Below are 23,522 nucleotides of genomic sequence, written 5' to 3'. Positions count from 1 at the left end.
AGAAAGTATGAGTAATGAACTTATAAAATCTATAGTAAGTAATCATCACTACTTAGACGCATTTATGCGAAGTTAATATCCGTAAATTGTATAATTCCTTGTTTTAATCGGTAAGCCTTAAAAGCTTCTTTACAGCTTTGCACATTGGGAAAATGCTTAATGAATTCTATTAGTTTCATTCTGCTAAATTAAAAAAGGGAAACAAACGGGCAAGCATTAAATATTATTAGATAGATGCTTTGTTGTTTGAGTTTATCTCATCCAGCAATCTACTAGATCTGTACAGATATGCCATAGTAAAGCTACCCCAAGAATACGTGTTCTAGAAAAGAGTAGCATAGTAATATATACCGCTATTGCATAATAACTGTGTAAAGGGTGAAAGCCAATGCTACATCGATTTGGATCAAAAATCGGATTTGCTAATAAATGATCAAGGTCAATTAGCATAGAAACTATAAAAATAAGGTATACTTTTTTCCATTGTTTTGAAAAAAAGAATAGTGCAAAAATTATAGGAATTATAAAATGAAATCCATAGTGGATAAAAGGTCGTAGCATTAAAAAATAGATTGATTTTCAAGATAGGGTATCGCATTTGTACCTTCATTAAATAATAAGTCAAGAATAGATAGATTGGTTAGGAAACCTTGTTTGTTTTCAAAAACCTGAATGTATGGTTTAAAAGTAAGTGCTTTTTCCTTTTTAGCGCGAATTAATTCTCTTAGGTCAGTAATTTCTTTTGGATTTTTATGGTACGAAACTGTTTTAGTAAAAGGTGTTTCTAGTTGTAGGCAATCCATAATAACCTGCATGCACTCATAATTAAAATCCAAAAGATACTTTTTGGGTGTTTTGAATAAATGTTGAAGTTCATCTTCATAATATTCAAAAAAAGGGGAGGTTCTATAAGCAGCTTCTAGTGATCTCCAATGTAGTATTTGCCATTGAAAATCATTTTCTATCTGCACATCTCTATATAGTATTTTTTCTTTTGTTTTTGAGTGTTTAATAGGAATGGTTAATAATAATTTACCATTAGCTCCGTAAATATACGTGCGATTACGATAGGTTTGCTTTTGATAATTGTCTTCGTTTTCAAATACAATACTATCAGATTGTGCCATTGCTACATATTGTGCAACAGTTCCAAAATACATAGGGTGGAGTAGGATAGTTCTCAATTGTACCGATTAATTAAGTTTGTTATGTAGGCTCATAATCTTCAAGGTATTGATGTTTGCTACTCTTTTGTTTATATGAAGTGGTTTAAGTTTTTTGATTTTGGTAAAAAAGTTTAAACCACTTTTATATTATGCTTTTTTCTTTCTTTTACGATATTGGTTATAAATAATCCATCCAGCTAAAACAATAAGGAAATATTTGAAATATGAAACAGGTTCTCCGCTTCCTCCTACAGTTGTAAACATACGTTCCCAGCGTATTTTATTAAATAGGCCTTTGGCATTGGCATCAAGGCTAAGCCAAATAAATACGGGCTTACCTACAATATGATTAGCAGGTACATACCCCCATACACGACTGTCCTCACTATTATGGCGATTATCACCCATCATCCAGTAATAATCTTGCTTGAATGTGTATTCGTTAATTGGTTTGTTGTTAAGAAGGATCTGTGTGCCATTTACAGATAATTTGTTATTAATTCCCATTTCTGATCCCTCGTAGACTTCGATAATTCTTCTGTATAAAGAAAAGCTTTTGAGATCCATTTTTACAGTTTTTCCTGCTTCTGGGATATAGATAGCTCCAAAATTATCAGAATTCCAGTCTACCTTGCCATTATTAGGAAATATCTTAGGATCTTTTAACCCTTTTGGTGCGATGGCTCTTTGTAGATTTTCTACATTTTGATGGTTTTTGAATCTAGATGCAGCTTCTTCTGTCATTCCTGCTGAACGAAAATTAGCGTTATCATACCAAAATTCATTTGGTTTTATTTTGTATCGATTGTACAAGTTTTGAGGGTTAAAGCTACTCCCTTTGGTAATTCCATTATAAGAAAATTGTAATTGAGCACGTTTTGGTAATTTAGTTTGTTTCCCATTAATATGTACATATCCATCAACTACAGATAAAGAATCCCCAGGGATACCTACACAACGTTTTACATAATTAGATTTCTTATCAATTGGCTTGTAATGGTATTTTCCATCACCATATTGTTGAAAAGCATTAACAGTATCAATAGGCCAGCTAAATACAACGATATCATTGCGTTTAACTTTTTGAAAACCAGGTAGTCTAAAATATGGGTATTGTGGAGTACTAGTATATGATTTGGCTCGTACCACAGGAATAGTATCGTGAACCATAGGGAAAGATACTGCTGTCATTGGGGTACGTGCACCGTAATGAAACTTACTTACAAATAAGAAATCACCTACCAATAGTGTTCTTTCTAAAGAGCCAGTAGGAATAGTGTATGGTTGCATGAAATAAGTGTGTACTATAGTTGCCGCAACAATGGCAAACAAGATGGAGCTTATCCATTCTCCTGCAGCTGTTTTTGGTTTTAGATCTCGATCTGTAATGTGATGTACATCTAGAGCGTAATTGATATAAAATATGTAAAACCCAAGTGTAGCAATAACAAGTACTGTATCTGTTGTAGTGTTTTTACCAAAACTTCTAATGATTTCTACCCAAATTACGGGTAGCATAATTACATTAATGACAGGAATAAATAATAATATTACCCACCACCATGGGCGGTTTATGATTTTCATCAAGATTACTGCATTGTAAACTGGTACAAGAGCTTCCCAAGCTTTTCTGCCTGCCTTAACATATAATTTCCAAGTGCCTAGAAAATGAATTACCTGAATTATCAGGAAAAAAATAAGCCATTCTGTAAGTATCATACTTTACTATTTTTTTATATCAGTCCTTCTTTTGTGTGTAATGTTACACTTTTATAGACCTAATACGTCTTTCATATTATAAACTCCTATTTTACCTTTTAGCCATTCTGCAGCTACTACGGCACCCAAAGCAAACCCATTACGATTGTGCGCAGTATGTTTGATTTCAATATCATCAACGGCAGAAGAGTAGGTAACAGTATGTGTGCCTGGAGTTTTATCGATTCTTTTAGCAATGATTGGAATTGCATTTTTGTCCTTACTATCCAATTGCCAAGCTTCTTTGTTTGAGTTTTCAATGATCCCTTCTGCTAATGTTATAGCAGTTCCGCTAGGAGCATCTAGTTTTTCTGTATGATGAATTTCTTCCATAGCAATTTCATATCCTTCTAATGGATTCATCATTTTTGCTAGTTTTTTATTAAGCTCAAAAAATAGATTTACGCCCAAACTATAATTAGAAGCATAAATAAATCCTCCTTTTTTTTCTTTACATAATGTGATTATATCATCATAATGATCTAACCAGCCAGTAGTTCCCGAAATAACAGGTGTGTTTGTATTGAAACAATTTGTGATGTTATTTACAGCAGCAGAGGGAATGCTAAAGTCTATAGCGACATCTGCATCAGAAAGATCATATGTGGTATCACCTTTGTCTACTTTCAGCACTATGGTATGGCCTCGCTCTATTGCAATTTTTTCTATGGTTTTACCCATTTTACCATATCCTAGTAAGGCAATTTTCATATTTTTGGTTGGTATTAATTAGTTTTTAGAAGAATCTAGTTGTTGTCTCTTAAAAACTATAATTGAGTGACATTCCATAATTAGGTTTGCTGTCAAACTCGTTAAAATTTATTTTTGGTTTAAAAGAAAGGTCATCTGTAACATTATATTGCATTAGATGCGCAGTTACATTGGCATCTACAATGTTGAGAAGATATATTCCTACAGTTACTAGCAATGATAATTCTTTATCACGACGAAAACGATCTTGTAATGATATTAATTGATCATTGGTTATGTTAGGAAATTCATCATCTGTAAATCCTGCAAGTCTACGTTTGTAAATATCTCTGAAACGATTGTAATTATTGTTATTATCGATATAGAAATAAACTCCTGTTCCTATTGCAGCATATACGATTGGAATTTTCCAATATTTTTTGGTGTACGCTTGACCAAGCCCAGGAAGAACAGCAGAATAAAATGCCGCCCTTGCAGGAGCCAAAGGCTCGTAAGGGCGAATTTTTCTTTTCTTTTCTTTCTTTTTTACGGCAACTTCTTCTGTAGTGACTTTTAATTCCTCATTTTCTTGTGCAGAAATAGTGTGAATAGAAAGTAATACAAAAAGAGTAATATAAAAGAATTTAATCTTCACTATTTATAAGTTTCTTTATACGTTTGAAATCTTCTTCGGAAGAAAATGGTATGATAAGTTTACCACTTCCTTTACCAGAAATTTTTACATCAATTTTTGCGCCAAAGTAGTCAGAAAATTCTTTTATTCCTTTTTTTACATGAACAGGTATTTCGGTGGTTTTAGAAACTTTGGTAGCAGTACTTGGGTTTTCATCTTTATTATTAATGGATCTAACTAATTGTTCTGTATCTCGAACTGATAGTGATTTCCCTATAATACTCTCATAAATATCCAATTGCTGTTGTTGATCTTCTATGTTGATCAAAGCTCGACCATGTCCCATAGATATAAAACCATCACGTATCCCTGTCTGTACAATTGGGTCTAATTTTAATAATCTAAGGTAATTGGCAATAGTTGATCTTTTTTTACCTACACGATCACTCAATTGTTCTTGTGTTAGGCTGATCTCATCAATAAGTCGTTGATAAGACAATGAGATCTCAATAGGGTCTAAATCTTGTCTTTGTATATTCTCTACCAACGCCATAGTTAGAGACTCTTGATCATTGGCAATACGAATGTAAGCAGGAATCGTTTTTAGACCTACTAATTTAGAAGCTCTAAAACGACGTTCTCCGCTGACCAGTTGGTAGTTGTTGAAATCTAATTTCCTAACTGTAATAGGTTGTATAACACCTACTTCTTTTATAGAGGTAGCAAGTTCTCGTAAGGTTTCATCATTAAAACTTGTACGGGGTTGAAAAGGATTGACCTCTATACTTCCTAGTTCTAATTCTATAATATTACCTATTACTTTATCTGCATTTTTATCCTCAACAGATTTTATATCATTATCAGGATCTTTTAATAATGCTGATAATCCTCTACCTAATGCCTGTTTTTTGGTTGCCTTCGCCATGTTATCCTTAACTATTTTTCTTAATAATTTCGTGTGCCAAACTTAAGTAATTACTGGCACCTTTGCTAGAAGCATCATAATTAATTATGCTTTCACCATAACTAGGAGCTTCACTTAAACGAATATTCCTTTGAATAATTGTTTTAAACACCATTTCATTAAAGTGTTTTTGAACTTCTTCTACTACCTGATTTGATAATCTTAATCTCGAATCATACATAGTAAGCAGTAGTCCTTCTATATCTAAATTTTGATTATGAATTTTTTGTACACTTTTTATAGTATTCAAAAGTTTTCCTAATCCTTCTAAGGCAAAATACTCACATTGAATAGGAATCATTACAGAATCTGAGGCAGTCAATGCATTTAGAGTTAATAAACCAAGAGAAGGAGCACAATCTATAAGAATATAATCATATTCAGATTTTAAACTTTCTATAGCTTTTTTCATCATGTACTCACGCTGATCTTTGTCTACAAGCTCTATCTCAATGGCTACAAGATCAATATGTGCCGGAATGATATGTACATTTGGAGCATTTGTCTCTAAAATTGCATCTAGAGGTGTTACTGTATGCTCAAGGATTTGATAGGTTCCTTTCTCAATACTTTCTACATCTAATCCTAGTCCAGAAGTCGCATTGGCTTGCGGATCGGCATCGATAAGAAGTACTTTTTTCTCTAAAACACCTAGAGAAGCTGCTAAATTTACAGAGGTGGTAGTTTTACCTACACCACCTTTTTGATTGGCAATTGCTATTATTTTACCCATAGGGGGAGATTTGGATTTATAGCGATAAAAATACGATTTATTATATATTATAAAAATGAAAAGTGTTAACAGTAACAAATAAAAAAGACCATTCCCCTGTGTGAATGGTCTGATCTACTTTTATTATTGTTAATAAAATTTTACTTATTTTTTTTGGCTCTAATCATTGCTTCGAGTTGATCCCACATTTCTTCGGGTATTTGCTCCAATAAATTGAATTGACCAGCTCCTTTTAACCATTCACCTCCATCTAGAGTTACTACTTCACCATTTACGTATGCAGAAAAGTCAGAAACTAAATAAGCGGCAAGATTTGCAAGTTCTTGATGATCACCTACTCGTGCAAGAGGTACTTGCTTTGCCATATCTATTTTATCTTTGAGATCTCCTGGTAATAATCGATCCCATGCTCCTTTTGTAGGAAAAGGGCCTGGAGCAATGGCATTAAAACGCATGCCGTATTTTGCCCATTCTACTGCCAATGATCTAGTCATTGCCAATACTCCTGCTTTTGCAGTTGCACTTGGTACTACATAGGCAGATCCAGTCCATGCGTATGTTGTTACAATATTAAGGACCACAGTATTCTTATACTTGTTCTCAATCCAGTATTTTCCAAAGGCAAGAGTACAGTTTTTGGTTCCCTTTAGCACAATATCGATTATAATATCAAATGCACGGTGAGATAAACGTTCTGTTGGAGAAATAAAATTTCCAGCAGCATTGTTAAGTAATACATCTACAGATCCAAAAGCATCTAGAACTTGATCTCTCATAGCTTCTACCTGATCATATTCTCTAACATCACATTGTACAGGCAAGCATGTGCCTCCTGTTTCTGCTTCGAGTTCTTTGGCAGTATTTTGTAATTTCTCTAAATTACGAGAGGAAATAGCTACATTGGCTCCAAGTTCTAAAAAATATCGAGTCATGGATTTACCTAATCCGCTACCTCCACCAGTAACAACAATATTTTTTCCTTTTAGCGCTCCGTCACGAAGCATTTTATCTGTATAGTTCATATGTATAAGTATCGATATTCTGCTAAAGTACTAAAAAAACTATGCATGCATAGTTTTTTTAACACCTCCTTTTAGCTATTTAGCTAAAATACTATTAATTATAATGCACTACGTAATACAGAGTTTAAAAAAACAAGATTTAGTTAGTGTATTTGATTATCAGTATGGTAACTGGCAAAAAACAGATTGCTTACTGAAATAATAATAAAGAGTACTGGTTTATAATCACAATAGACCTATCATATATTACTCAGTCATAATAGATGGATTAATGTTGGTTCTTATGCAGTTGTGATCTAATATATGAGAATTATAAAATTAGTAAAGAAATGCTACTAATTGAGGTAACGTTTTGTCTTGTTATGACATACATAATAGAACGTTAAAGCTTATTGTAATGTTCAGTAAATCAATTAAATTAGTTTATAGTTGATTTTTGTAATGCAATTTTCACCTTTTAACTCTACATTCTTATGATTATAAAAACGCACTTATTTTCTTGGATGATTTTGGCTCTATCTCTACTAGGAGGTTTTTCTTTTCTTTCTGCTCAATCAAAATCAAGTTTACATAAAATTTATGGATATGTTACAGCCGATAATATTCCTATAAAAAATGTTAATATTTCTGTAAAGAATAAAAATAGAAGAACAATTACAGATGAAAAAGGCTATTATTATATAGAAGCATCAGAAAGAGAAACTATCCAGTTTTCTTTTGTAGGGAAAAAAACAGTAGAAATTATTGTAGAAGATGTTACTCAACTTCTCAATATCAAGATGACAAACGATGTTAATAAGCTAGATGAAGTTTTGATTAAAAAAGAGGCTGATAAAAAACAATATTCTTTAGCAAAAAAAACAGAATTAGATAAGTTGAATACTGCTTATGGAGAAATTGATATAAAAAGTTCGGCATTTTCTTATTGGCTCGTAGAAGGAAAACACCTTAATAGAGGGGGTGTAGATTTGATAGAAGCGATACAAGGAGTTATTCCTACTTATGGTATTTCTAATGATGGACTTGGTAGAAAAAGAGTTAGAGTGCGGCCAGTAATGAGTGAAAAAAATGGATTTGCAATTTGGGATATTGATGGAGTTGTTTATAATTACCCTCCTCATATTGATATAAATGATATAGAACATATGGTAGTTCTTAAAGGTTTAGGAGGGACAACAAATTATGGAATGCGAGGAGCAGGAGGAGTGATTGTTGTAACAACAAAGAGCTCAATATTTCTTAATACACATAAAGCAGAACAAAAAGCTAGGGGTAATCAATATAAAAATGATGCTTTCCCTTATATAGATGCTGTATCAACTACAATTATTGATGATTTTAAAAAAGTAAATTCAAGCGCTACCGATACTGGATTGTATGAAGCTTATAGAGCTTTATTAAATAAGCATAAAAAACAACCGAGTTTTTATCTAGATATAGCTACTTATTTCAAAAAAGAAAAAAACAATAGAAAACTTTCTTTAGAAGTATTATCAGATATGGAAAAGGAGTTTCATAAAAATGCAGAAGCTCTTAAGGCTCTTGCATATACATATGAGGAGTTAGGAGAGCAATCAAAAGCTCTGAATGTTTATAATACAATTGTTTATTTAAGACCATCTTATGCACAGTCTTTTCGAGATTTAGCGAATTCTTATTTTGCAAACAGAGAATATCAAAATGCATGGGATATGTATTTAAGGTATTTACAACGAGGGTTTAAATTAGAAGAAAAAGGTATTGAGCAAATGGTTTATAATGAAATGAAGTATTTGTATACCCATAAAAAAGATGTAGCAAAAATTAAAGAAACTTTTGAAATTAAAAAAGAAGAAGAAGAAACATTGACTAGTGATATTCGTGTTGTTTTTGAATGGAATACTTCTGAGGCAGAATTTCTATTAGAATTTGTTGATCCCGATTTAAATTCTTTTGTTTACGAGCATTCTCAAGAAAAAAGTAAGGATCGTATTCTTAATGAGAAGATAAAAGGGTATTCTTCTGATGAGTTTTTTATTTATAATTTAAATAAAGGGGAGTGGTTGATAAATATAAAGTATTTAGGGAATAAGAAAAATGTGCCTACTTATTTAAAAGCAACGGTTTACAGGAATTGGGGTAGGGAGAATCAAGTAAAAGATGTCAAACTATTCAAGCTCGATAAATATAACCATAAAATGCAATTATTTACATTTAACTCATTGTTTAGGTAAAAGGATATTTTTGTATTATTCGAATGTAGAAATTAGAATTTCTAATATTGTAATAGCGGCATCACTTATTTTTGTACCAGGGCCAAAAATGGCAACTGCACCAGCCTCAAAAAGAAAGTCATAGTCATCAGGGGGGATTACTCCTCCTACTATAACCATAATATCTTCTCTGTTATATTTTTTGAGTTCAGCAACGATTTGTGGGACTAATGTTTTGTGACCTCCAGCGAGAGAGGAAACGCCTACAATATGTACATCGTTTTCTACTGCTTGTTTTGCAGCTTCTGCTGGTGTTTGAAACAATGGCCCTATATCTACATCAAAGCCTACATCTGCATAACTGGTGGCTACTACTTTTGCGCCACGATCATGACCATCTTGCCCCATCTTGGCAATCATGATTCTGGGTCTTCGCCCTTCTAAATCTGCATATTGATTTGCGAGTTCTCTTGCTTTATTAAAAGAAGCATCATCTTTTATCTCTTTGGCATACACTCCTGTAAATGATTTTATTTCTGCTTTATATCTTCCGAATTCTTTTTCTAGGGCATCACTGATTTCTCCTAAAGTAGCTCTAAGCCTTGCTGCATCTACAGCTAATTCTAATAAATTTTGATGATCATCTGTTGCAGCTAGCGTTAATTTTTTTAAAGCTTGTTGTACATCTTCTTCATTTCTTGAAGCCTTTACTCTGGTAAGTCCTTCTATCTGTTGGGTTCTTACAGCTTGATTATCAACTTTTAGAGTTTTGATAGCTTCTTCCTCTTCTAGGGTGTATTTGTTTACGCCAATGATAATATCTTGTTCGCTATCTATCCTAGCTTGTTTACGAGCGGCAGCTTCTTCAATTCTCATTTTAGGGATTCCTGCTTCGATAGCCTTTGTCATTCCTCCTAATTCTTCTACTTCTTCCAGAAGTTTCCAAGCTTTTTCTGCAATATCATTTGTCAAAGATTCTACATAGTAGCTACCTGCCCATGGATCTACTGTGCGTGTAATTCGAGTCTCTTCTTGCAGATATATTTGTGTGTTTCTGGCAATTCTTGCCGAAAAATCTGTTGGTAGTGCAATGGCTTCATCCAGTGCATTGGTATGTAAACTTTGTGTACCTCCAAAAGCGGCGGCGCTGGCTTCTATACAAGTTCGTGCTACATTGTTAAAAGGATCTTGGGCAGTAAGGCTCCATCCACTAGTTTGACAGTGCGTACGGAGCATTAAGGATTTTGGGTTTTTTGGGTTGAATTGCTGGATCAGTTTTGCCCATAGCATACGTGCTGCACGCATTTTTGCAATTTCCATAAAATGATTCATACCAATTGCCCAAAAGAAAGACAGACGAGGTGCAAATGTATCTACATCCATTCCTGCTTCTATTCCTTTACGTATATATTCTAAGCCATCTGCAAGAGTATATGCTAGTTCTATATCGCAGGTTGCGCCTGCTTCTTGCATATGATATCCAGAGATACTTATAGGGTTGAATTTTGGCATATTCTTAGAGCAATATTCAAAAATATCTCCTATAATTCGCATTGATGGAGTAGGGGGGTATACATAAGTATTACGCACCATAAACTCTTTAAGAATATCATTTTGGATTGTTCCTGAAAGTAATTTTTTATCAACTCCTTGCTCTTCTGCTGCAACGATGTAAAATGCCATAATTGGCAAAACAGCGCCATTCATAGTCATAGAAACAGACATTTTATCAAGAGGAATTTGATCAAATAATATTTTCATATCCTCAACAGTATCAATAGCTACGCCTGCCATACCAACATCACCAAATACACGTTCATGATCACTATCATACCCACGATGTGTAGCCAAATCAAAGGCTACAGATAATCCTTTTTGTCCCGCAGCAAGGTTTCTGCGATAAAAAGCATTACTTTCTTCTGCGGTAGAAAAGCCAGCGTATTGCCGTATAGTCCATGGCCTGCGAACATACATTGTAGAGTATGGACCACGTAAATAAGGAGGTATTCCTGCAGAAAAATTAAGGTGATCTATAGTACTAAGATCATCTTTGTTATAAATTGATTTTATATTGATTCCTTCAGATGTGGTATATGTAGAAGTCTGTTGTGATTTGTTTGGTGTTGCTTCTTTTGCTAATTGTATATGTTGTATGTCTTTTCTATTCATTGCTCAAAGCCTCATTTTTTTTTCAAGATGATAAATTAACAAGGCTATAAAATTAAGGTTTTAAAACTGATTTTTATTAAAAAAATATAATTCACTAGTAAGTTTACAGAGAATAATGTAAAAAAGATTAATTAAATGCTTTTTCAATAACCATTAAAATAGAGTAGTATATATCAAAAGCAATAAAGTTTTTTATTCCAGATGTGCGGAGTTCTTTATCAGTGACATAATATATTTTTTGAGAAATCAATGAGGTACTCACGTTTCCATCTTTTTCAAGTGAAGAAATTAAATCTTTAAAATCAGTACTATCAGTGGTGTTTTTGAGGCACTGTATGTAGCCACCTCTGTAATTGAAGATTAGAAGTTCTTTCTGATTTTTTTTATTGGTAGGAGATACTGATTTTGTTATAGTTTCATTGTTTTCGTATTCACTTAGTTTAATCCAAAGCGAATTTTTATTGCTGGCTATTTTTTTAAACTCTCGTGCTAGGCGAATCGAGTTTTCTGAGGGGAGTTTTCTAAGATCAATTGATAGGCTGGCTACTTCTGCCAGAAAAGTTCGATAGGTTTTTATAGAATCAGTGCCGAACTTATAATGTGCAAACAAATCATTTTCAAAAGAATTGTATGCTTTTTTTATAATACCAGTTTCATCTACATCATAACAATTGATACCAGATTGAGAATAAGTAGCCTTTATACATAGTAATAAAGACAAGGTTATAATTCTAGATCTAATCTTAAGGGGCATTAATTTAGATTTAGTAATGTTAGTGTATAGGTTTTGTTTTAAAACTTAGGTCGAAAGTTAACAATAAGTTGGTATATATTAACGTTTTATTGTGTTTTTTTTGAATTTAATCAAAAAAAGAGCGTTATTTTTTGAAAGATAGTGTTTTGCGCCAAAAGATAGTTTGTAAGCGACTATTTAAATGCTTTTTCTATGACTAATAAAATAGAATAATAAATATCGAAAGCAATAAAACTTTTTACCTCATAGCTATTGAATTCCTCAGTTGGCAAATCATGTAGTTTTTGAGCAATTAAAGATGGGCTTACATTACCATCATATTCGAGCATATCGATGATATCTTTAAAACTTTCACTAGTACTGTTGTTTTTTAAGCATTGTATGAAGCCTCCTCGATAGTTAAAAGTTAGTACCTCTTCTTTATCTGTATCAGTTTTTATAGTAGTGTTTTCTTCTGAAGCAACCATTTCTTCGTCATATTGGCTAAGTAATACCCAAAGAGAGTTTCTATCTGTAGCTTTTTGTTTATATATACGTGCAAGACGGATAGAGTTTTGAGAAGGGAGTTTCCTGAGGTTTATTGACAGATTGTAAACTTCTGTAAGAAAGGTTCTGTATGTTTTGATAGTATCATTATTGAATTTATAATGAGCGAACAGGTCTTTTTCAAATGAAGTAAATGATTGTTTTAGTAATCCTTGATTATCAATTTTAAGACAATCAAAGTTTTCTGCAGAGGTTTGAGTATTACCAATAATGCTTATAAATAGCGATAAAAAAAGTAACACAACCTTATATTTAATCCTTAGGGGCATGAGATTAAAATTAAGTTATAAAAAATGTTAGGTCTTTGTAAAGTACAAAAAATTAATGACTTATGCTATGCATGCATAGCTTTTTTTTCAATTTTTTCTGATAACCTTTTTGTTAGTATTGGAGCTAATAGTGTTTTTCTAACCTTTTTTTCAGGAAAAATAGGTTTCTGAATCTCAGGAATATGCTCATTTGAGTTTTGATACTTGTTTGTTCCAGTAAGAACGATATTTTCATTATCAAATAATTCTTGTTCTTTGGTAGCGCTCTCTTTTATTTTTTTCTGAAGAGTGCCCGATTTTAGCTGTTTTAAGAATCCACCACTATCTTCAATGTTTTTGAATAGTGCTAAAGCTTTTTCTGCCAATTGATTTGTCAAACTCTCTATATAATACGATCCTGATGCTGGATTGGATACGATATCAAAATAACTTTCATTTTTGAGGAGTAATAATTGATTTAAAGAAATCCTTGTGCCAAAATCATTCTCAAGATGGTATACATCATCATAAGGTAAATTTTGTACAGTATCGGCACCACCTAATATAGCACTCATACATTCTGTAGTAGTACGTAACATATTTACATTGTAATCAAGAATAGTTTTATTTCTATGAGAAGGGTATGCAATGATATGACATTCTGATAGTGTATTATATTCTGAAGCCAACGTTTTCCATAACCATCTAAGGGCTCTTAATTTTGCAATTTCAAAAAAGTAATTACCACCTACTGCAACTTTAAAAACTATAGGCGTTTTTCCTAAAGATATTTTTGTGTTGTTACAATGATTCAAATATTCATTTGCGTGTGCCAATCCATAGGCTAATTGTTGTACCATAGTCGCACCAGCATTTTGATACAATCCGATATCAATACTAAGGCTACTTTTGAGATAGGGACTGGAGATAATTTCTTCTAATAAAGAATGATCATTCTTTAAATTATTAAACCAATTACCTGTTTTTGCTAGATTACCTATAATATCTGTTAAAACATAAATATTGAGATCAGTTTTATCAGCAATGTCATTTAATTTCTGAATGTATGAAGAACATAGGAATTGGGTTTCTACAAAAATATTGATGGTAGAGGGGATATTGTGCAAAAGCTCTTTTGCATCAGTCTCTTTTTGTGTGATTACAAAATGAATACTCTCTGCACCTTTCTTTATAGAACTCAGTGCTTTTTGATTACCCGTAGTTGTTTGATCTACAACTATTTTTAAAGCATTTTTCCAAGAAACAGGATGTGTAACAGGGATATCAATAGCTGCTAAATCTTCTTGATGGTAGAAAGGTTTAATATCAATCCCTTCTAAAGAATTATAAATCAATGCTTCATTATAATCAGCACCTTTGAGATCAAATTGAATTTTTTGTTTCCATTCTTTTGCAGAAACTTCATCAAAACTATCAAATAGGGATTTAGTCATCTTTATCATTTTTAGGTATACTATCTTCATACTCGATAATGTATATTTCTTCATTATCTCGTTTCATGAAATATTCTTCTCGGGCAAATTTTTCCAGCTCGCTACTATCTTTTAATACTTTGATGTTTTTTTGATCTTTTACAATCTCTTTTATATAGTACTTTTTATTATCCTCAAGTTCCTGTATTTCCTCATCTAATTCTCTATGAATTAGCCATGAGTTTGTATCAAGAAACAACATCCATATAATGAATAATAAAATTATGAGCACATATTTATTTAAAAATATAGCAAATATCGGAATGAGTGCCGGTTTGTTTTTTAGTTTCTGAAAATATTGCTTTAACTTCAATCTAATTAAGAATATTATTGGTGTAAAGGTACAAAAAGTTAATTCAAACGCTCCTTGATAATGGTTCGTACAATATCTACAGCTACATTATTATAGTTATTGTTGGGTATAATAAGATCAGCAAATTCTTTGGTTGGATCAATGAATTGCTGATGCATGGGTTTTAATGTGTTTTGATATCGGTCTAAAACCTCATCCATATCTCTACCTCGTTCAGAAATATCTCTTTTTAATCTTCTTATTAACCGTTCATCGCTATCAGTTTGCACATATATTTTGATGTCAAACATATCTCTTATTTTAGCATTGGTAAGAATCAAAATCCCTTCTACGATGATTACTTTGCTCGGCGCGGTAGTAACAGTTTTACCAGTACGATTATGTTCTACAAAAGAATATATCGGTTGTTCGATAGTTTCTCCTTTTCTAAGAGCAATAAGGTGTTCTCCTAGTAGATCAAAATCTATAGATTGAGGGTGGTCAAAATTTATGAGTACTCTCTCATCATAGGTAAGGTGACTGGTGTCTTTATAATATGAGTCTTGAGAGATGACACATACCTCATTTTCTGGTAATTCATTTATAATATGATTTACAACAGTGGTTTTACCACAACCAGTTCCTCCGGCGATACCGATAATTAGCATTTTTGATTTTTTGGCAAATGTAAAAATTGTTTTCGAGTATTATAGTGAATGAACATTATAAGTAAAAAATAGGTGTATACTATACTGTTATTATGGATGATAAATTACACCTGATGAAGAGTCTTTATGGGCACCAGTAACAGAGTGTAAGCAATTGATTTCATTTCGTTCTTTTAATACTCCCATAAAGGCAAAAATTAGTGCTTCTTTAAAATCAATAACCTTTTCTTCTGGTACAATTACAGTAGCAAAATTATGTAGTTTTTGTTGTAGTATTTTAATAAGAAAATCATTTTTTGCACCACCTCCTGTGATCAATAGCGATGTGTGCTTTTTATTGGTTGCAATGATGCAAGTAGCAATTTGATGAGCGATATGATGAACGGCGGTATGTAATAAGTTTTCTGGTGTATCCTGAGTTTGGTCAATAATTGGAATTACTTTTTCTGAGAACCATTCATATCCTAATGATTTGGGATGTGGGAGTTGATAATAATCTAGAGAATTCAGTGTTTTTAATAATGAGTTGTTTAAGGTTCCAGTCTCAGCTATTTTTCCTCCTTTGTCATATGCTTTATCAATTGTAGCACAGATGTAATTGAGCAACATATTGGCAGGAGATATATCATAGGCAATTCTTTTTTTATCTAGATTAAAAGAAATATTACTGATTCCTCCTAGATTAAGGCAAAAATCATAGCTGCCAAATAATAATTGATCTCCTACCGGAACAAGGGGAGCACCTTGGCCGCCAAGCGCTACGTCTTTGGTTCTAAAATCACAGATCACTTTTTCTTTACAAGCATTAGCCAAATGTTGCCCAGAGCCTATTTGGTAGGTAAGCCCAATTTCTGGTTGATGAAAAACAGTATGGCCATGACTCGCAATAAAATCTACTTGAATGTTATTCTGAGTTATAAATTTTTTGACTTGATTGCCTAACCAGTTGCCATATTCATTATGAAAAACCAGTAAAGAAGCTGTATCCATATAGATAGAATTTTTCAACTTTTCTTTAAAATCAGGTGTATAATCAATACTACTGGTATTGAGGATAGAGAATACCCAGTTTTGACCTTTTTTTTCAAAATGACAATTGGCAATATCTAAACCATCTAGAGAGGTGCCAGACATTAAGCCAATTACAGTGTATTGATTTTTAGTGTTCATATCTAGAGTTGTACAGGAGAGTTACCAATAGTGTTATATTGTTTAATAAAGTGTTGCGCAGCGACTTGCTGAAAAGCGTCAAAATCTTGATAGGCAATGATTATATTGTTAATGTTTCTGGTGGGTAAAACTTTTATAGCATAAGGATTACCAAAGAGGTATAGCGTAACATTTTTTGTAGCACTCAACTTGATTATGTTTTCTTTGATTTCAGGAGTAATACCAAATTCATTCATCGGTTTTATAGATGGAGGAAATAATGCTATCAAGATGTTATCAGAAGAATCTGCTAGTGAGAGGTGAGTGTCACTCATAACGGTACAGTTCTTTGATTTTATAATTTCTTTAAAAAACGTACAATCTGTAGATTTACCATAAACAATGGCGTCAAAATTTTCGACACTAAATTTTTCAAAACTTTTTATGTTTGATTTATAGTGAGTAATTGATCCTTTGGCAATAGAATAATTTAAAGCATTTGTTTTTTCAAAATCAAAAGTATGATCGGTGCTGTTTTCTATGAATGCTTTTTGTTTTAATTTTTGAATTCTTTCGAAACTTTCTTCAATTTGTAGGTTGGTAGCATTTTTTTCGATAGCAAGGATACCTTCTTCTACATTTTCTGCAAAACACAAAATATCATTTCCTGCATCAAAAGCTTTCCATTCCAGCATTCCCTTTTCAGTATAAAGTTTAGAAACACTATGCATATTAAGTGCATCAGAGATAACAACTCCATCAAAGCCTAATTCCTGACGTAATAATCCTTTGATAATATCTTTTGATAAGGTAGCTGATATATTTTTTCCTTGGGAGAGAGAGGGAACCGCAAGATGACCAATAAGTATACTGTCTACTCCCGAGTCTATTGCTTTGATAAATGGGTAGAGTTCTTCTGTATATAATTCTTGTTTGGATTTAGAAATTATAGGTAGACCTAGATGTGAATCTACAGCGGTATCGCCATGTCCAGGAAAATGCTTAAAACAACCTAGTATTCCAGCACTTTTGAGTCCTTTGTAAAAAGCCAGAGATTTATCTGTCACCTGTTTTTTTTCTTCTCCAAAAGACCGATATCCAATTACAGGATTACTAGGATTGATATTAATATCGACCACAGGAGCTAGATTAAGATGGATACCTATGTTTTTAAGATCATACCCGATATGTTGTCCTACTTGATAGATCAGTTCTTTTTTATGATCAGGAAGCGCACCAAGAGTAATGGCATAAGGATAGTGTGGGGTGTTTTCTACTCGCATAGCTAATCCCCATTCTGCATCAATACTTATCAAAAGAGGGGAGTGAGCAATACTCTGATAATGTGTAATAAGTTGTGCTAATCGATTTGAGCTATCTTCATTTCTAATTATTTTTTTCTTCTCTTCAAAATTGGTAGCTGCACTAGCTCTACTATGAAAAAAAGTAAGTCCTCCGATTTTATAATTTTTTATTAATTCTTCGATTTCCTTTATCTCCTTATCTGTATCATTAATGAATGCAGCAGGAAAGAAAAATTGTCCAATTTTTTCTGTTTTTGTAAGTTTTGAGAGGCTCATAGATTGAGAAATGCTGTTTTATTATGTTATTTTAATTCGCTTCTTTTTTACCATAAGTTGCGGGGTATTGTATATAACGTGTTAGGATAATACCTGGTATTGCGGCAATGGCTACCCAGATAAAAAAACCTGTATATCCAAGGGTTTGCTGGATAAAACCGCTCAACATACCAGGAAGCATCATACCCAATGCCATAAAACCAGTTGCAATTGCATAATGTGAGGTTTTTGATACCCCATCTGCTACATAAATCAAAAACATGAGATAGGCAGCAAAGCCAAAACCATATCCAAATTGCTCTATAATAACGACCAGTGTTGCAAATAAAATGGAAGAAGGTTGCCATATGGCTAGTAACACATAAAGTAGATTAGGCAGATTGAGAGCCAAAATCATGGGGAGCATCCATTTTTTTAATCCATGTTTAGAAATAACAACTCCTCCCAGAATACCACCAATAGTGAGAGCAATGACTCCAAAAGTACCATAAATAGTTCCTACCTCTGTAGTTGATAGTGCCAATCCACCTTCTTTTGTTTTATCTAATAAAAAAGGGGATGCCATTTTGACTAACTGTGATTCTCCTAGGCGATATACAAGAATAAAAGCCAGAGCAATTCCTATATTTTTTTTCTCAAAGAATGTTCCTAAAACATCAAGAAAGCGCAAAGGTTTTATGTCAGTAGTAGTTTGATCTTCTATTTTTGGAGTTGTAAGCAGATTCATTACGGTAAGTATAATCATAAAGATGGCGGTAATAATCATAGTATATGACCAAGCTTTTTGAGGAGCTCCATAATATTCTTCTAAAAAACCTGCAATTATAACAATTAACCCTTGTCCTGTTATCATGGCCAGTCGATAAAAAGTACTTCGAATCCCTAAAAAGAGCGATTGTTTCTTTTCTGAAAGCGCAATTAGATAATACCCGTCTGATGCAATGTCATTGGTAGCAGAAGCAAAAGAAGCAATCCAAAAAAGAGAAAGACTTACTACAAAAAAATTATGAGTGGGAATTGTAAAACCGACTCCCAAAAATACTATTGCAATGAGTAATTGCATGGTAAGGAACCAGTTGCGTTTTGTACTTTTTATATCAACAAATGGACTCCAAAATGGTTTTAGAACCCAAGGTAGATAGAGCCAGCTAGTATATAAAGCGATATCAGTATTGTTAATCCCTAATTGTTTATACATGATTACAGAAACAGTAATGATAATAACGTAGGGTAATCCTTCTGTAAAATATAAAGAAGGAACCCAAGCCCATGTGTTTTTATCTTTGTTTGAAATTGGCATATGCTATTTTTTGATAAACTCTAAATATAGTTTTAGTATTTGATATCTGTTTTTGGTTGTTTTTGAGGGTGATATAACATATTAAAGGATGAGAAGCATGTAAGATTTTTCATTAATACAGGGTTTATCTTCGAAAAATACAAAGAAAATATCTTTATAAGCGATAGAGATGTAATAGAAAAACAAAAAGTAGGAGTAAAGGTAAATTAATAGTTGCCTTTTTTGATTAGTAATTGTATTATGGAATTAAAAAAAACACTTCGATTGATAAAAAGAACTATTTTTTCACTTGAATCAAACAGTATAAATAATAGCATAATTAAATATATGGATACGCAAGCACTTCTATCAAAAATAAATATTCCAGAAAAAGAGTCAATTGATTTGATAGATATTTCCAGAATAAAACAGATAGATAAATATGAGTGTTATATTACTCAAGGGCAGGTGCCACAAAAGTTTGCAATAATCAGAAGTGGACTTTTTAGGTACTATTATATTGATAGAGAGGGGAATGAATTTACAAAGGGGTTTATAACAGAAGGTAATGTACTAAGTTCATATTCTGCGATGTTACACCAAACGCCATCACATTTTTTTATTCAAGCTTTAGAGCATTCAGAGATTCTGGATATCAGTTATACAGAATGGCTTATACTGCAGGAAAACAATCCGTATTGGGATAAATTTTTGATTAGTGCGCTTCAAAAAGGGTATTGTACTAAGGAAAAAAGAGAACGAGAATTATTGTTATTGGATGCAGAAAGACGATACCATATATTTCTTAAAGAATTTCCTGATCTGGAAAAAAGAGTAAAACTTCAGACAATTGCTTCTTACCTAGGAATTAGACCAGAATCCTTGAGTAGGATAAGAAAAAAAATGATGAACTAACATAGGTCAATTTTTTATAATATGTCACTTTCTATTTTTGGCGAATAATCAAAAAAAATAGAATTATGACGTTTACTAATAGTACTATTCTTATCACAGGAGGAAGCTCTGGGCTTGGGCTTGAGATGGCAAGGCGTTTTCTAGAAATGAGCAATCAGGTCATTATTTGCTCTAGAACATCTCAAAAACTAGAAGATGCAAAATATAAGTTGCCCAATGTGATTACTTATCAATGTGATATATCAAAACCAATAGAGTGCAAACGATTATCTGAATGGATTAAAGAGCAGTATCCTCAATTAAATATTTTGATAAATAATGCTGCTATAGTACATCAAACTCCTTTTTTTGAAACAGAAGGTATTTTACCAATGCTAGATGCTGAGGTTGAAACTAATTTTTTGGCACCTGTACGACTTATAAAATTAATATATCCTATTCTAAAAGAGAATAACAAACCAATGATTATTAATATAACTACAGGGTTGATTTATGCTCCAAAAGCGGCTTATTCGTTTTATAATGCTACAAAAGCCGCATTACATTCATTTACTCAAACAATAAGAATACAACTTAAAGATACACAAACAAGAGTGGTAGAAGTAATGTTTCCAGCAGTAAAAACACCTTGGCATAAGGGAACTCCTCCTAAAATAGCTATCACTGTAGTAAAAGCGGTAGATGAAATGATTATTGGTTTGAAAAAAGATAAAAAAGAAATTAGAGTTGGAGGGTCGAGATTACTTTATTTTGTTTCTAGAATAGTACCAGAATTTGCAATTAAAAAAGTAAATAATTTGAAATAGTGATGACGTTGACAAATTTTCTATGGATTGAATGTCTTTTTTGTTTCAATTTTTTAATAAAGAATAAAGATCAATGAAATACCAGATATGAATGCCCATAGAATTAATGCAAATAAGATGGGTTTGAATCCAGTTGATTTAAGATCTGAGACTGATAATGATGATCCTACCAAAAACAGTGTTACTACCAATAATCGTTTTGAGATCATTACTATAGATTCTGTAATATTTGTTGGTAGTAAATGGGAACTATTTATTAATATAGCCGCGATAAATGCTAGAATAAAATAGGGTATCTTAATTTTTTTTCCTTTGGTTTTAAAAAGAAAAGTAGATAAAATAGAAAGAGGAATAATCCAGAGAGTTCTAGAAAGCTTTACTGTTGTTGCCGTTCTCAATGCTTCATCTCCATAACCAATAGTTGCACCTATTACAGAGCTGGTATCATGTATAGCAATTGCACACCATAAGCCAAATTGATTTTGGGTTAATTCAAAATAATGGCCAGCCGCAGGAAATACAAATAAAGCAATAGCGTTTAAAAAAAAAACAACGCTTAATGCAATACTAATTGCTTTGTAATCTGCTTTGATCACAGGTGAAATTGCAGCAATAGCACTCCCACCACAAATCGAAGTTCCAGAGGTAATAAGATGACTTAATTTCTTATCCAATTTTAGAGCTTTACCCAAGAATATACCCAATGTCACAGTTAGTAGAATAGAAAAAGAAGTCAATCCAAAACTATTCTTACTAGTAGTAAGAGTTTCTTTTAAGAACATTCCAAAACCTAACCCAATCACAGCAATTTTTAACAAGTAATAGATTGCTATTTGGCTGTATTGTGAATATGGGTTTTTGAAAAAAAATGTAAAAGTAAACCCTACTAGTAGCGCTGTTGGGCTATTTATATACCCTAGTAAGGCTAAAACTATGATGAGAAAGAAAAGTGTTTTTTGCACAATGGCCGTCATGATATTTTGATTACAGAGGCAAAAATAGAATTAAGGAATAACTTTTTAGCAATCTATAATAGAATATGAGATAACTAAAAGTTATAGTTGTTCACGATTAATTTTTCGAAATAATCCATAATTTTAGATTGAAACCCTGTTCTAGACACGAAATAGAACCACCTTTCAAATGACATGTCTTTTATATCGACTACTTTTAGTTTATTGTTTAATAAATCTTCATGTACAGCATTAATAGAAACAAAAGCATAGCTGTCTGAGTAGTATAGGTAATTTTTAATAGCCTCTGTGCTGTTAAGAATTACTTGAATATTAAGCTTATTAATATTCAATTCTTGTAATTTGTTATAAATAACCTGCCGAGTACCAGAACCTAATTCTCTTTCTATTAATGGGATTTTGGTTAAATCATCTTTACTGATTATTCCGTTTTTGAAATCGGTATTTCTAGCATTAGTAACCAAAACGATCTCGTCCTTTATAAATTTTTTAAATTGTAATTGGTAATTCGTTCTTTGGCCTTCTATAATACCAAAATCTATTTGTTGATTGATAATCAATGCTTCCACCTCTTTAGAGTTACCACTTTTTGCAATAAAATTAGTTTGAGGAGAATGTTTTCTAAATTTAGCAATGATTTTAGGAACGATGTAATTTGCTAAGGTAGTACTTACCCCAAAGGTAATGTGAGTTGGTTTTTTATCTTCTAGGCTTAGAAATTGATTATCCAACTCGGCATATAGTTTCAATATTTTTTTTGTGTAGATTAAGAATACTTTTCCATCTTCGGTCAATTCGATAGAATTTCTTTTTCTTAAAAAAAAAGTACTTTTATATTCATCTTCCAAAAGACGTATAGTTTTTGAGATTGCAGGTTGAGACAAAAAAAGATGTTCTGCTGCTTTTGTAAAACTCAAATGGTACGCTACCTCTTTGAATATATGTAGTTTTGTTTTCATTTGATTTATATGAGAAACCTTAATCTATATAGCTAGACTAAGCCTACTATTATGCTAATATAAAAAAAGCAATACGTACTATAATAAACTATATAGAGGGGTGTACGACAAATTTCCCATTATGCTGCATTTTGGCATAATTGTTTGATCCTGTGTTCTTGTTTGCTTTTATATACTACTCTTAGTTGCGCCATTTGTTGAAAACCTTCCATAGTCCATCGCTGCCCAGATAACTTCAATCGCTGTTGCAGCACATCTTTGTGAGCAGATTCTATGGCTCCCGATCCTATTATCAGCCCTTTTTCAATATATTTATGATACTGCATTCTGTCTTTATTTTTACGATAATAGTTGATCAATGTGTTTCTTTTTCCAGTTGTTTTGCGCTGTTCTGGTAATTTTTCAAGTGTTACAATAATGGGGTCAATCCCCTTGGTAAGCATCATTTCTGAGCATGTATCAATCCACTTATATCTTTGTTTTTCATCTTTATAGTAAAGTTTAGCAAATTCGCATAGATGTTCTTTACAA

22 protein-coding genes and 1 pseudogene are annotated in these 23,522 nt (G+C 32.3%); 3 read left to right on the top strand and 20 right to left on the bottom strand.

Annotated elements, in window-relative coordinates; all coding sequences use genetic code 11:
* Nucleotides 1-252 precede the first annotated feature (252 nt).
* The 8 genes from CVD18_RS15710 to CVD18_RS15675 form a co-directional block, all read right to left on the bottom strand.
* Complete coding sequence (locus tag CVD18_RS15710; RefSeq protein ID WP_103866384.1) at nt 253-561, bottom strand: DUF6122 family protein; 309 nt, start codon at nt 559-561, stop codon at nt 253-255.
* A complete protein-coding gene (locus tag CVD18_RS15705; RefSeq protein WP_103866383.1) occupies nt 561-1,184 on the bottom strand; it encodes a WbqC family protein in 624 nt (207 codons plus the stop codon). Before CVD18_RS15705 ends, CVD18_RS15710 begins: the two co-directional genes overlap by 1 nt.
* A gap of 129 nt (nt 1,185-1,313) precedes the next feature.
* Nucleotides 1,314-2,885, bottom strand: a complete 1,572-nt coding sequence (gene lepB, locus CVD18_RS15700) for a signal peptidase I (protein ID WP_103866382.1) — start codon at nt 2,883-2,885, stop codon at nt 1,314-1,316.
* A gap of 51 nt (nt 2,886-2,936) precedes the next feature.
* Nucleotides 2,937-3,635 (bottom strand): 4-hydroxy-tetrahydrodipicolinate reductase, encoded by a 699-nt coding sequence (gene dapB, locus CVD18_RS15695; RefSeq protein WP_103866381.1) that lies wholly within the window; start codon nt 3,633-3,635, stop codon nt 2,937-2,939.
* A gap of 49 nt (nt 3,636-3,684) precedes the next feature.
* The gene (locus tag CVD18_RS15690) at nt 3,685-4,269 is read right to left on the bottom strand and encodes a DUF5683 domain-containing protein (protein ID WP_233194566.1); all 585 of its coding nucleotides are present in this window, start codon (nt 4,267-4,269) and stop codon (nt 3,685-3,687) included.
* Nucleotides 4,259-5,173: a ParB/RepB/Spo0J family partition protein gene (locus CVD18_RS15685; protein WP_103866380.1), complete on the bottom strand. Its 915-nt coding sequence runs from the start codon at nt 5,171-5,173 to the stop codon at nt 4,259-4,261. The genes CVD18_RS15690 and CVD18_RS15685 overlap by 11 nt, the downstream gene beginning before the upstream one ends.
* A gap of 7 nt (nt 5,174-5,180) precedes the next feature.
* Nucleotides 5,181-5,945, bottom strand: coding sequence for a ParA family protein (locus tag CVD18_RS15680; RefSeq protein WP_103866379.1), 765 nt, complete (start codon nt 5,943-5,945; stop codon nt 5,181-5,183).
* Between the two features lie 140 nt (nt 5,946-6,085).
* Nucleotides 6,086-6,967 (bottom strand): SDR family oxidoreductase, encoded by an 882-nt coding sequence (locus CVD18_RS15675; RefSeq protein ID WP_103866378.1) that lies wholly within the window; start codon nt 6,965-6,967, stop codon nt 6,086-6,088.
* 473 nt (nt 6,968-7,440) lie between these two features.
* Here CVD18_RS15675 and CVD18_RS15670 point away from each other — a divergent pair, with 473 nt between their 5' ends.
* A complete protein-coding gene (locus CVD18_RS15670) occupies nt 7,441-9,180 on the top strand; it encodes a carboxypeptidase-like regulatory domain-containing protein (protein ID WP_103866377.1) in 1,740 nt (579 codons plus the stop codon).
* Between the two features lie 15 nt (nt 9,181-9,195).
* On the opposite strand, the gene scpA is transcribed toward CVD18_RS15670, so the two are convergent.
* The 9 genes from scpA to CVD18_RS15625 form a co-directional block, all read right to left on the bottom strand.
* Complete coding sequence (gene scpA, locus CVD18_RS15665) at nt 9,196-11,328, bottom strand: methylmalonyl-CoA mutase (RefSeq protein WP_103866376.1); 2,133 nt, start codon at nt 11,326-11,328, stop codon at nt 9,196-9,198.
* Nucleotides 11,329-11,455: 127 nt separating this feature from the next.
* Entirely contained in the window at nt 11,456-12,082 is a 627-nt protein-coding gene (locus CVD18_RS15660; RefSeq protein ID WP_103866375.1) for a hypothetical protein, read from the bottom strand.
* 173 nt (nt 12,083-12,255) lie between these two features.
* Entirely contained in the window at nt 12,256-12,870 is a 615-nt protein-coding gene (locus tag CVD18_RS15655; RefSeq protein ID WP_233194565.1) for a hypothetical protein, read from the bottom strand.
* A 92-nt stretch (nt 12,871-12,962) separates the two neighbouring features.
* Nucleotides 12,963-14,330 carry a methylmalonyl-CoA mutase subunit beta gene (locus CVD18_RS15650; RefSeq protein ID WP_103866373.1) on the bottom strand — a complete coding sequence of 456 codons (1,368 nt, stop codon included), beginning with the start codon at nt 14,328-14,330 and terminating at the stop codon, nt 12,963-12,965.
* A complete protein-coding gene (locus tag CVD18_RS15645) occupies nt 14,323-14,601 on the bottom strand; it encodes a septum formation initiator family protein (protein ID WP_369858613.1) in 279 nt (92 codons plus the stop codon). The genes CVD18_RS15650 and CVD18_RS15645 overlap by 8 nt, the downstream gene beginning before the upstream one ends.
* A 119-nt stretch (nt 14,602-14,720) precedes the next feature.
* A complete protein-coding gene (gene udk, locus CVD18_RS15640; RefSeq protein ID WP_103866372.1) occupies nt 14,721-15,329 on the bottom strand; it encodes a uridine kinase in 609 nt (202 codons plus the stop codon).
* A 90-nt stretch (nt 15,330-15,419) separates the two neighbouring features.
* A complete protein-coding gene (locus CVD18_RS15635; RefSeq protein WP_103866371.1) occupies nt 15,420-16,499 on the bottom strand; it encodes an anhydro-N-acetylmuramic acid kinase in 1,080 nt (359 codons plus the stop codon).
* Between the two features lie 2 nt (nt 16,500-16,501).
* Complete coding sequence (locus CVD18_RS15630; RefSeq protein ID WP_103866370.1) at nt 16,502-18,058, bottom strand: glycoside hydrolase family 3 protein; 1,557 nt, start codon at nt 18,056-18,058, stop codon at nt 16,502-16,504.
* Nucleotides 18,059-18,089: 31 nt separating this feature from the next.
* Nucleotides 18,090-19,358: an MFS transporter gene (locus CVD18_RS15625; RefSeq protein ID WP_103866369.1), complete on the bottom strand. Its 1,269-nt coding sequence runs from the start codon at nt 19,356-19,358 to the stop codon at nt 18,090-18,092.
* A gap of 327 nt (nt 19,359-19,685) precedes the next feature.
* On the opposite strand from CVD18_RS15625, the gene CVD18_RS15620 reads away from it, so the two are divergent.
* Nucleotides 19,686-20,252, top strand: a complete 567-nt coding sequence (locus CVD18_RS15620; RefSeq protein ID WP_103866385.1) for a Crp/Fnr family transcriptional regulator — start codon at nt 19,686-19,688, stop codon at nt 20,250-20,252.
* 65 nt (nt 20,253-20,317) lie between these two features.
* Nucleotides 20,318-21,058 carry an SDR family oxidoreductase gene (locus CVD18_RS15615; protein ID WP_103866368.1) on the top strand — a complete coding sequence of 247 codons (741 nt, stop codon included), beginning with the start codon at nt 20,318-20,320 and terminating at the stop codon, nt 21,056-21,058.
* Between the two features lie 53 nt (nt 21,059-21,111).
* Here CVD18_RS15615 and CVD18_RS15610 read toward each other — a convergent pair whose 3' ends face one another.
* The 3 genes and pseudogenes from CVD18_RS15610 to CVD18_RS22645 form a co-directional block, all read right to left on the bottom strand.
* A complete protein-coding gene (locus CVD18_RS15610) occupies nt 21,112-22,032 on the bottom strand; it encodes a YeiH family protein (RefSeq protein WP_103866367.1) in 921 nt (306 codons plus the stop codon).
* 74 nt (nt 22,033-22,106) lie between these two features.
* The gene (locus CVD18_RS15605; RefSeq protein ID WP_103866366.1) at nt 22,107-22,991 is read right to left on the bottom strand and encodes a LysR substrate-binding domain-containing protein; all 885 of its coding nucleotides are present in this window, start codon (nt 22,989-22,991) and stop codon (nt 22,107-22,109) included.
* 119 nt (nt 22,992-23,110) lie between these two features.
* A pseudogene (locus tag CVD18_RS22645) lies at nt 23,111-23,522 on the bottom strand (hypothetical protein); the annotation flags it as partial.

Source organism: Aquimarina sp. I32.4, assembly GCF_002924285.1.
In the GTDB taxonomy this organism is placed as follows: domain Bacteria; phylum Bacteroidota; class Bacteroidia; order Flavobacteriales; family Flavobacteriaceae; genus Aquimarina.
Note: the sequence above shows the minus strand (reverse complement) of the source record. Positions and strands in the feature narration are given on the sequence as shown.

Coding starts and splice junctions, on each gene's coding strand:
- CVD18_RS15710 (WP_103866384.1), bottom strand. CDS start 561: ATGCTACGACCTTTTATCCACTATGGATTTCATTTTATAATTCCTATA.
- lepB (WP_103866382.1), bottom strand. CDS start 2,885: ATGATACTTACAGAATGGCTTATTTTTTTCCTGATAATTCAGGTAATT.
- dapB (WP_103866381.1), bottom strand. CDS start 3,635: ATGAAAATTGCCTTACTAGGATATGGTAAAATGGGTAAAACCATAGAA.
- CVD18_RS15685 (WP_103866380.1), bottom strand. CDS start 5,173: ATGGCGAAGGCAACCAAAAAACAGGCATTAGGTAGAGGATTATCAGCA.
- CVD18_RS15680 (WP_103866379.1), bottom strand. CDS start 5,945: ATGGGTAAAATAATAGCAATTGCCAATCAAAAAGGTGGTGTAGGTAAA.
- CVD18_RS15675 (WP_103866378.1), bottom strand. CDS start 6,967: ATGAACTATACAGATAAAATGCTTCGTGACGGAGCGCTAAAAGGAAAA.
- CVD18_RS15670 (WP_103866377.1), top strand. CDS start 7,441: ATGATTATAAAAACGCACTTATTTTCTTGGATGATTTTGGCTCTATCT.
- scpA (WP_103866376.1), bottom strand. CDS start 11,328: ATGAATAGAAAAGACATACAACATATACAATTAGCAAAAGAAGCAACA.
- CVD18_RS15660 (WP_103866375.1), bottom strand. CDS start 12,082: ATGCCCCTTAAGATTAGATCTAGAATTATAACCTTGTCTTTATTACTA.
- CVD18_RS15650 (WP_103866373.1), bottom strand. CDS start 14,330: ATGACTAAATCCCTATTTGATAGTTTTGATGAAGTTTCTGCAAAAGAA.
- udk (WP_103866372.1), bottom strand. CDS start 15,329: ATGCTAATTATCGGTATCGCCGGAGGAACTGGTTGTGGTAAAACCACT.
- CVD18_RS15635 (WP_103866371.1), bottom strand. CDS start 16,499: ATGAACACTAAAAATCAATACACTGTAATTGGCTTAATGTCTGGCACC.
- CVD18_RS15630 (WP_103866370.1), bottom strand. CDS start 18,058: ATGAGCCTCTCAAAACTTACAAAAACAGAAAAAATTGGACAATTTTTC.
- CVD18_RS15625 (WP_103866369.1), bottom strand. CDS start 19,358: ATGCCAATTTCAAACAAAGATAAAAACACATGGGCTTGGGTTCCTTCT.
- CVD18_RS15620 (WP_103866385.1), top strand. CDS start 19,686: ATGGATACGCAAGCACTTCTATCAAAAATAAATATTCCAGAAAAAGAG.
- CVD18_RS15615 (WP_103866368.1), top strand. CDS start 20,318: ATGACGTTTACTAATAGTACTATTCTTATCACAGGAGGAAGCTCTGGG.
- CVD18_RS15610 (WP_103866367.1), bottom strand. CDS start 22,032: ATGACGGCCATTGTGCAAAAAACACTTTTCTTTCTCATCATAGTTTTA.
- CVD18_RS15605 (WP_103866366.1), bottom strand. CDS start 22,991: ATGAAAACAAAACTACATATATTCAAAGAGGTAGCGTACCATTTGAGT.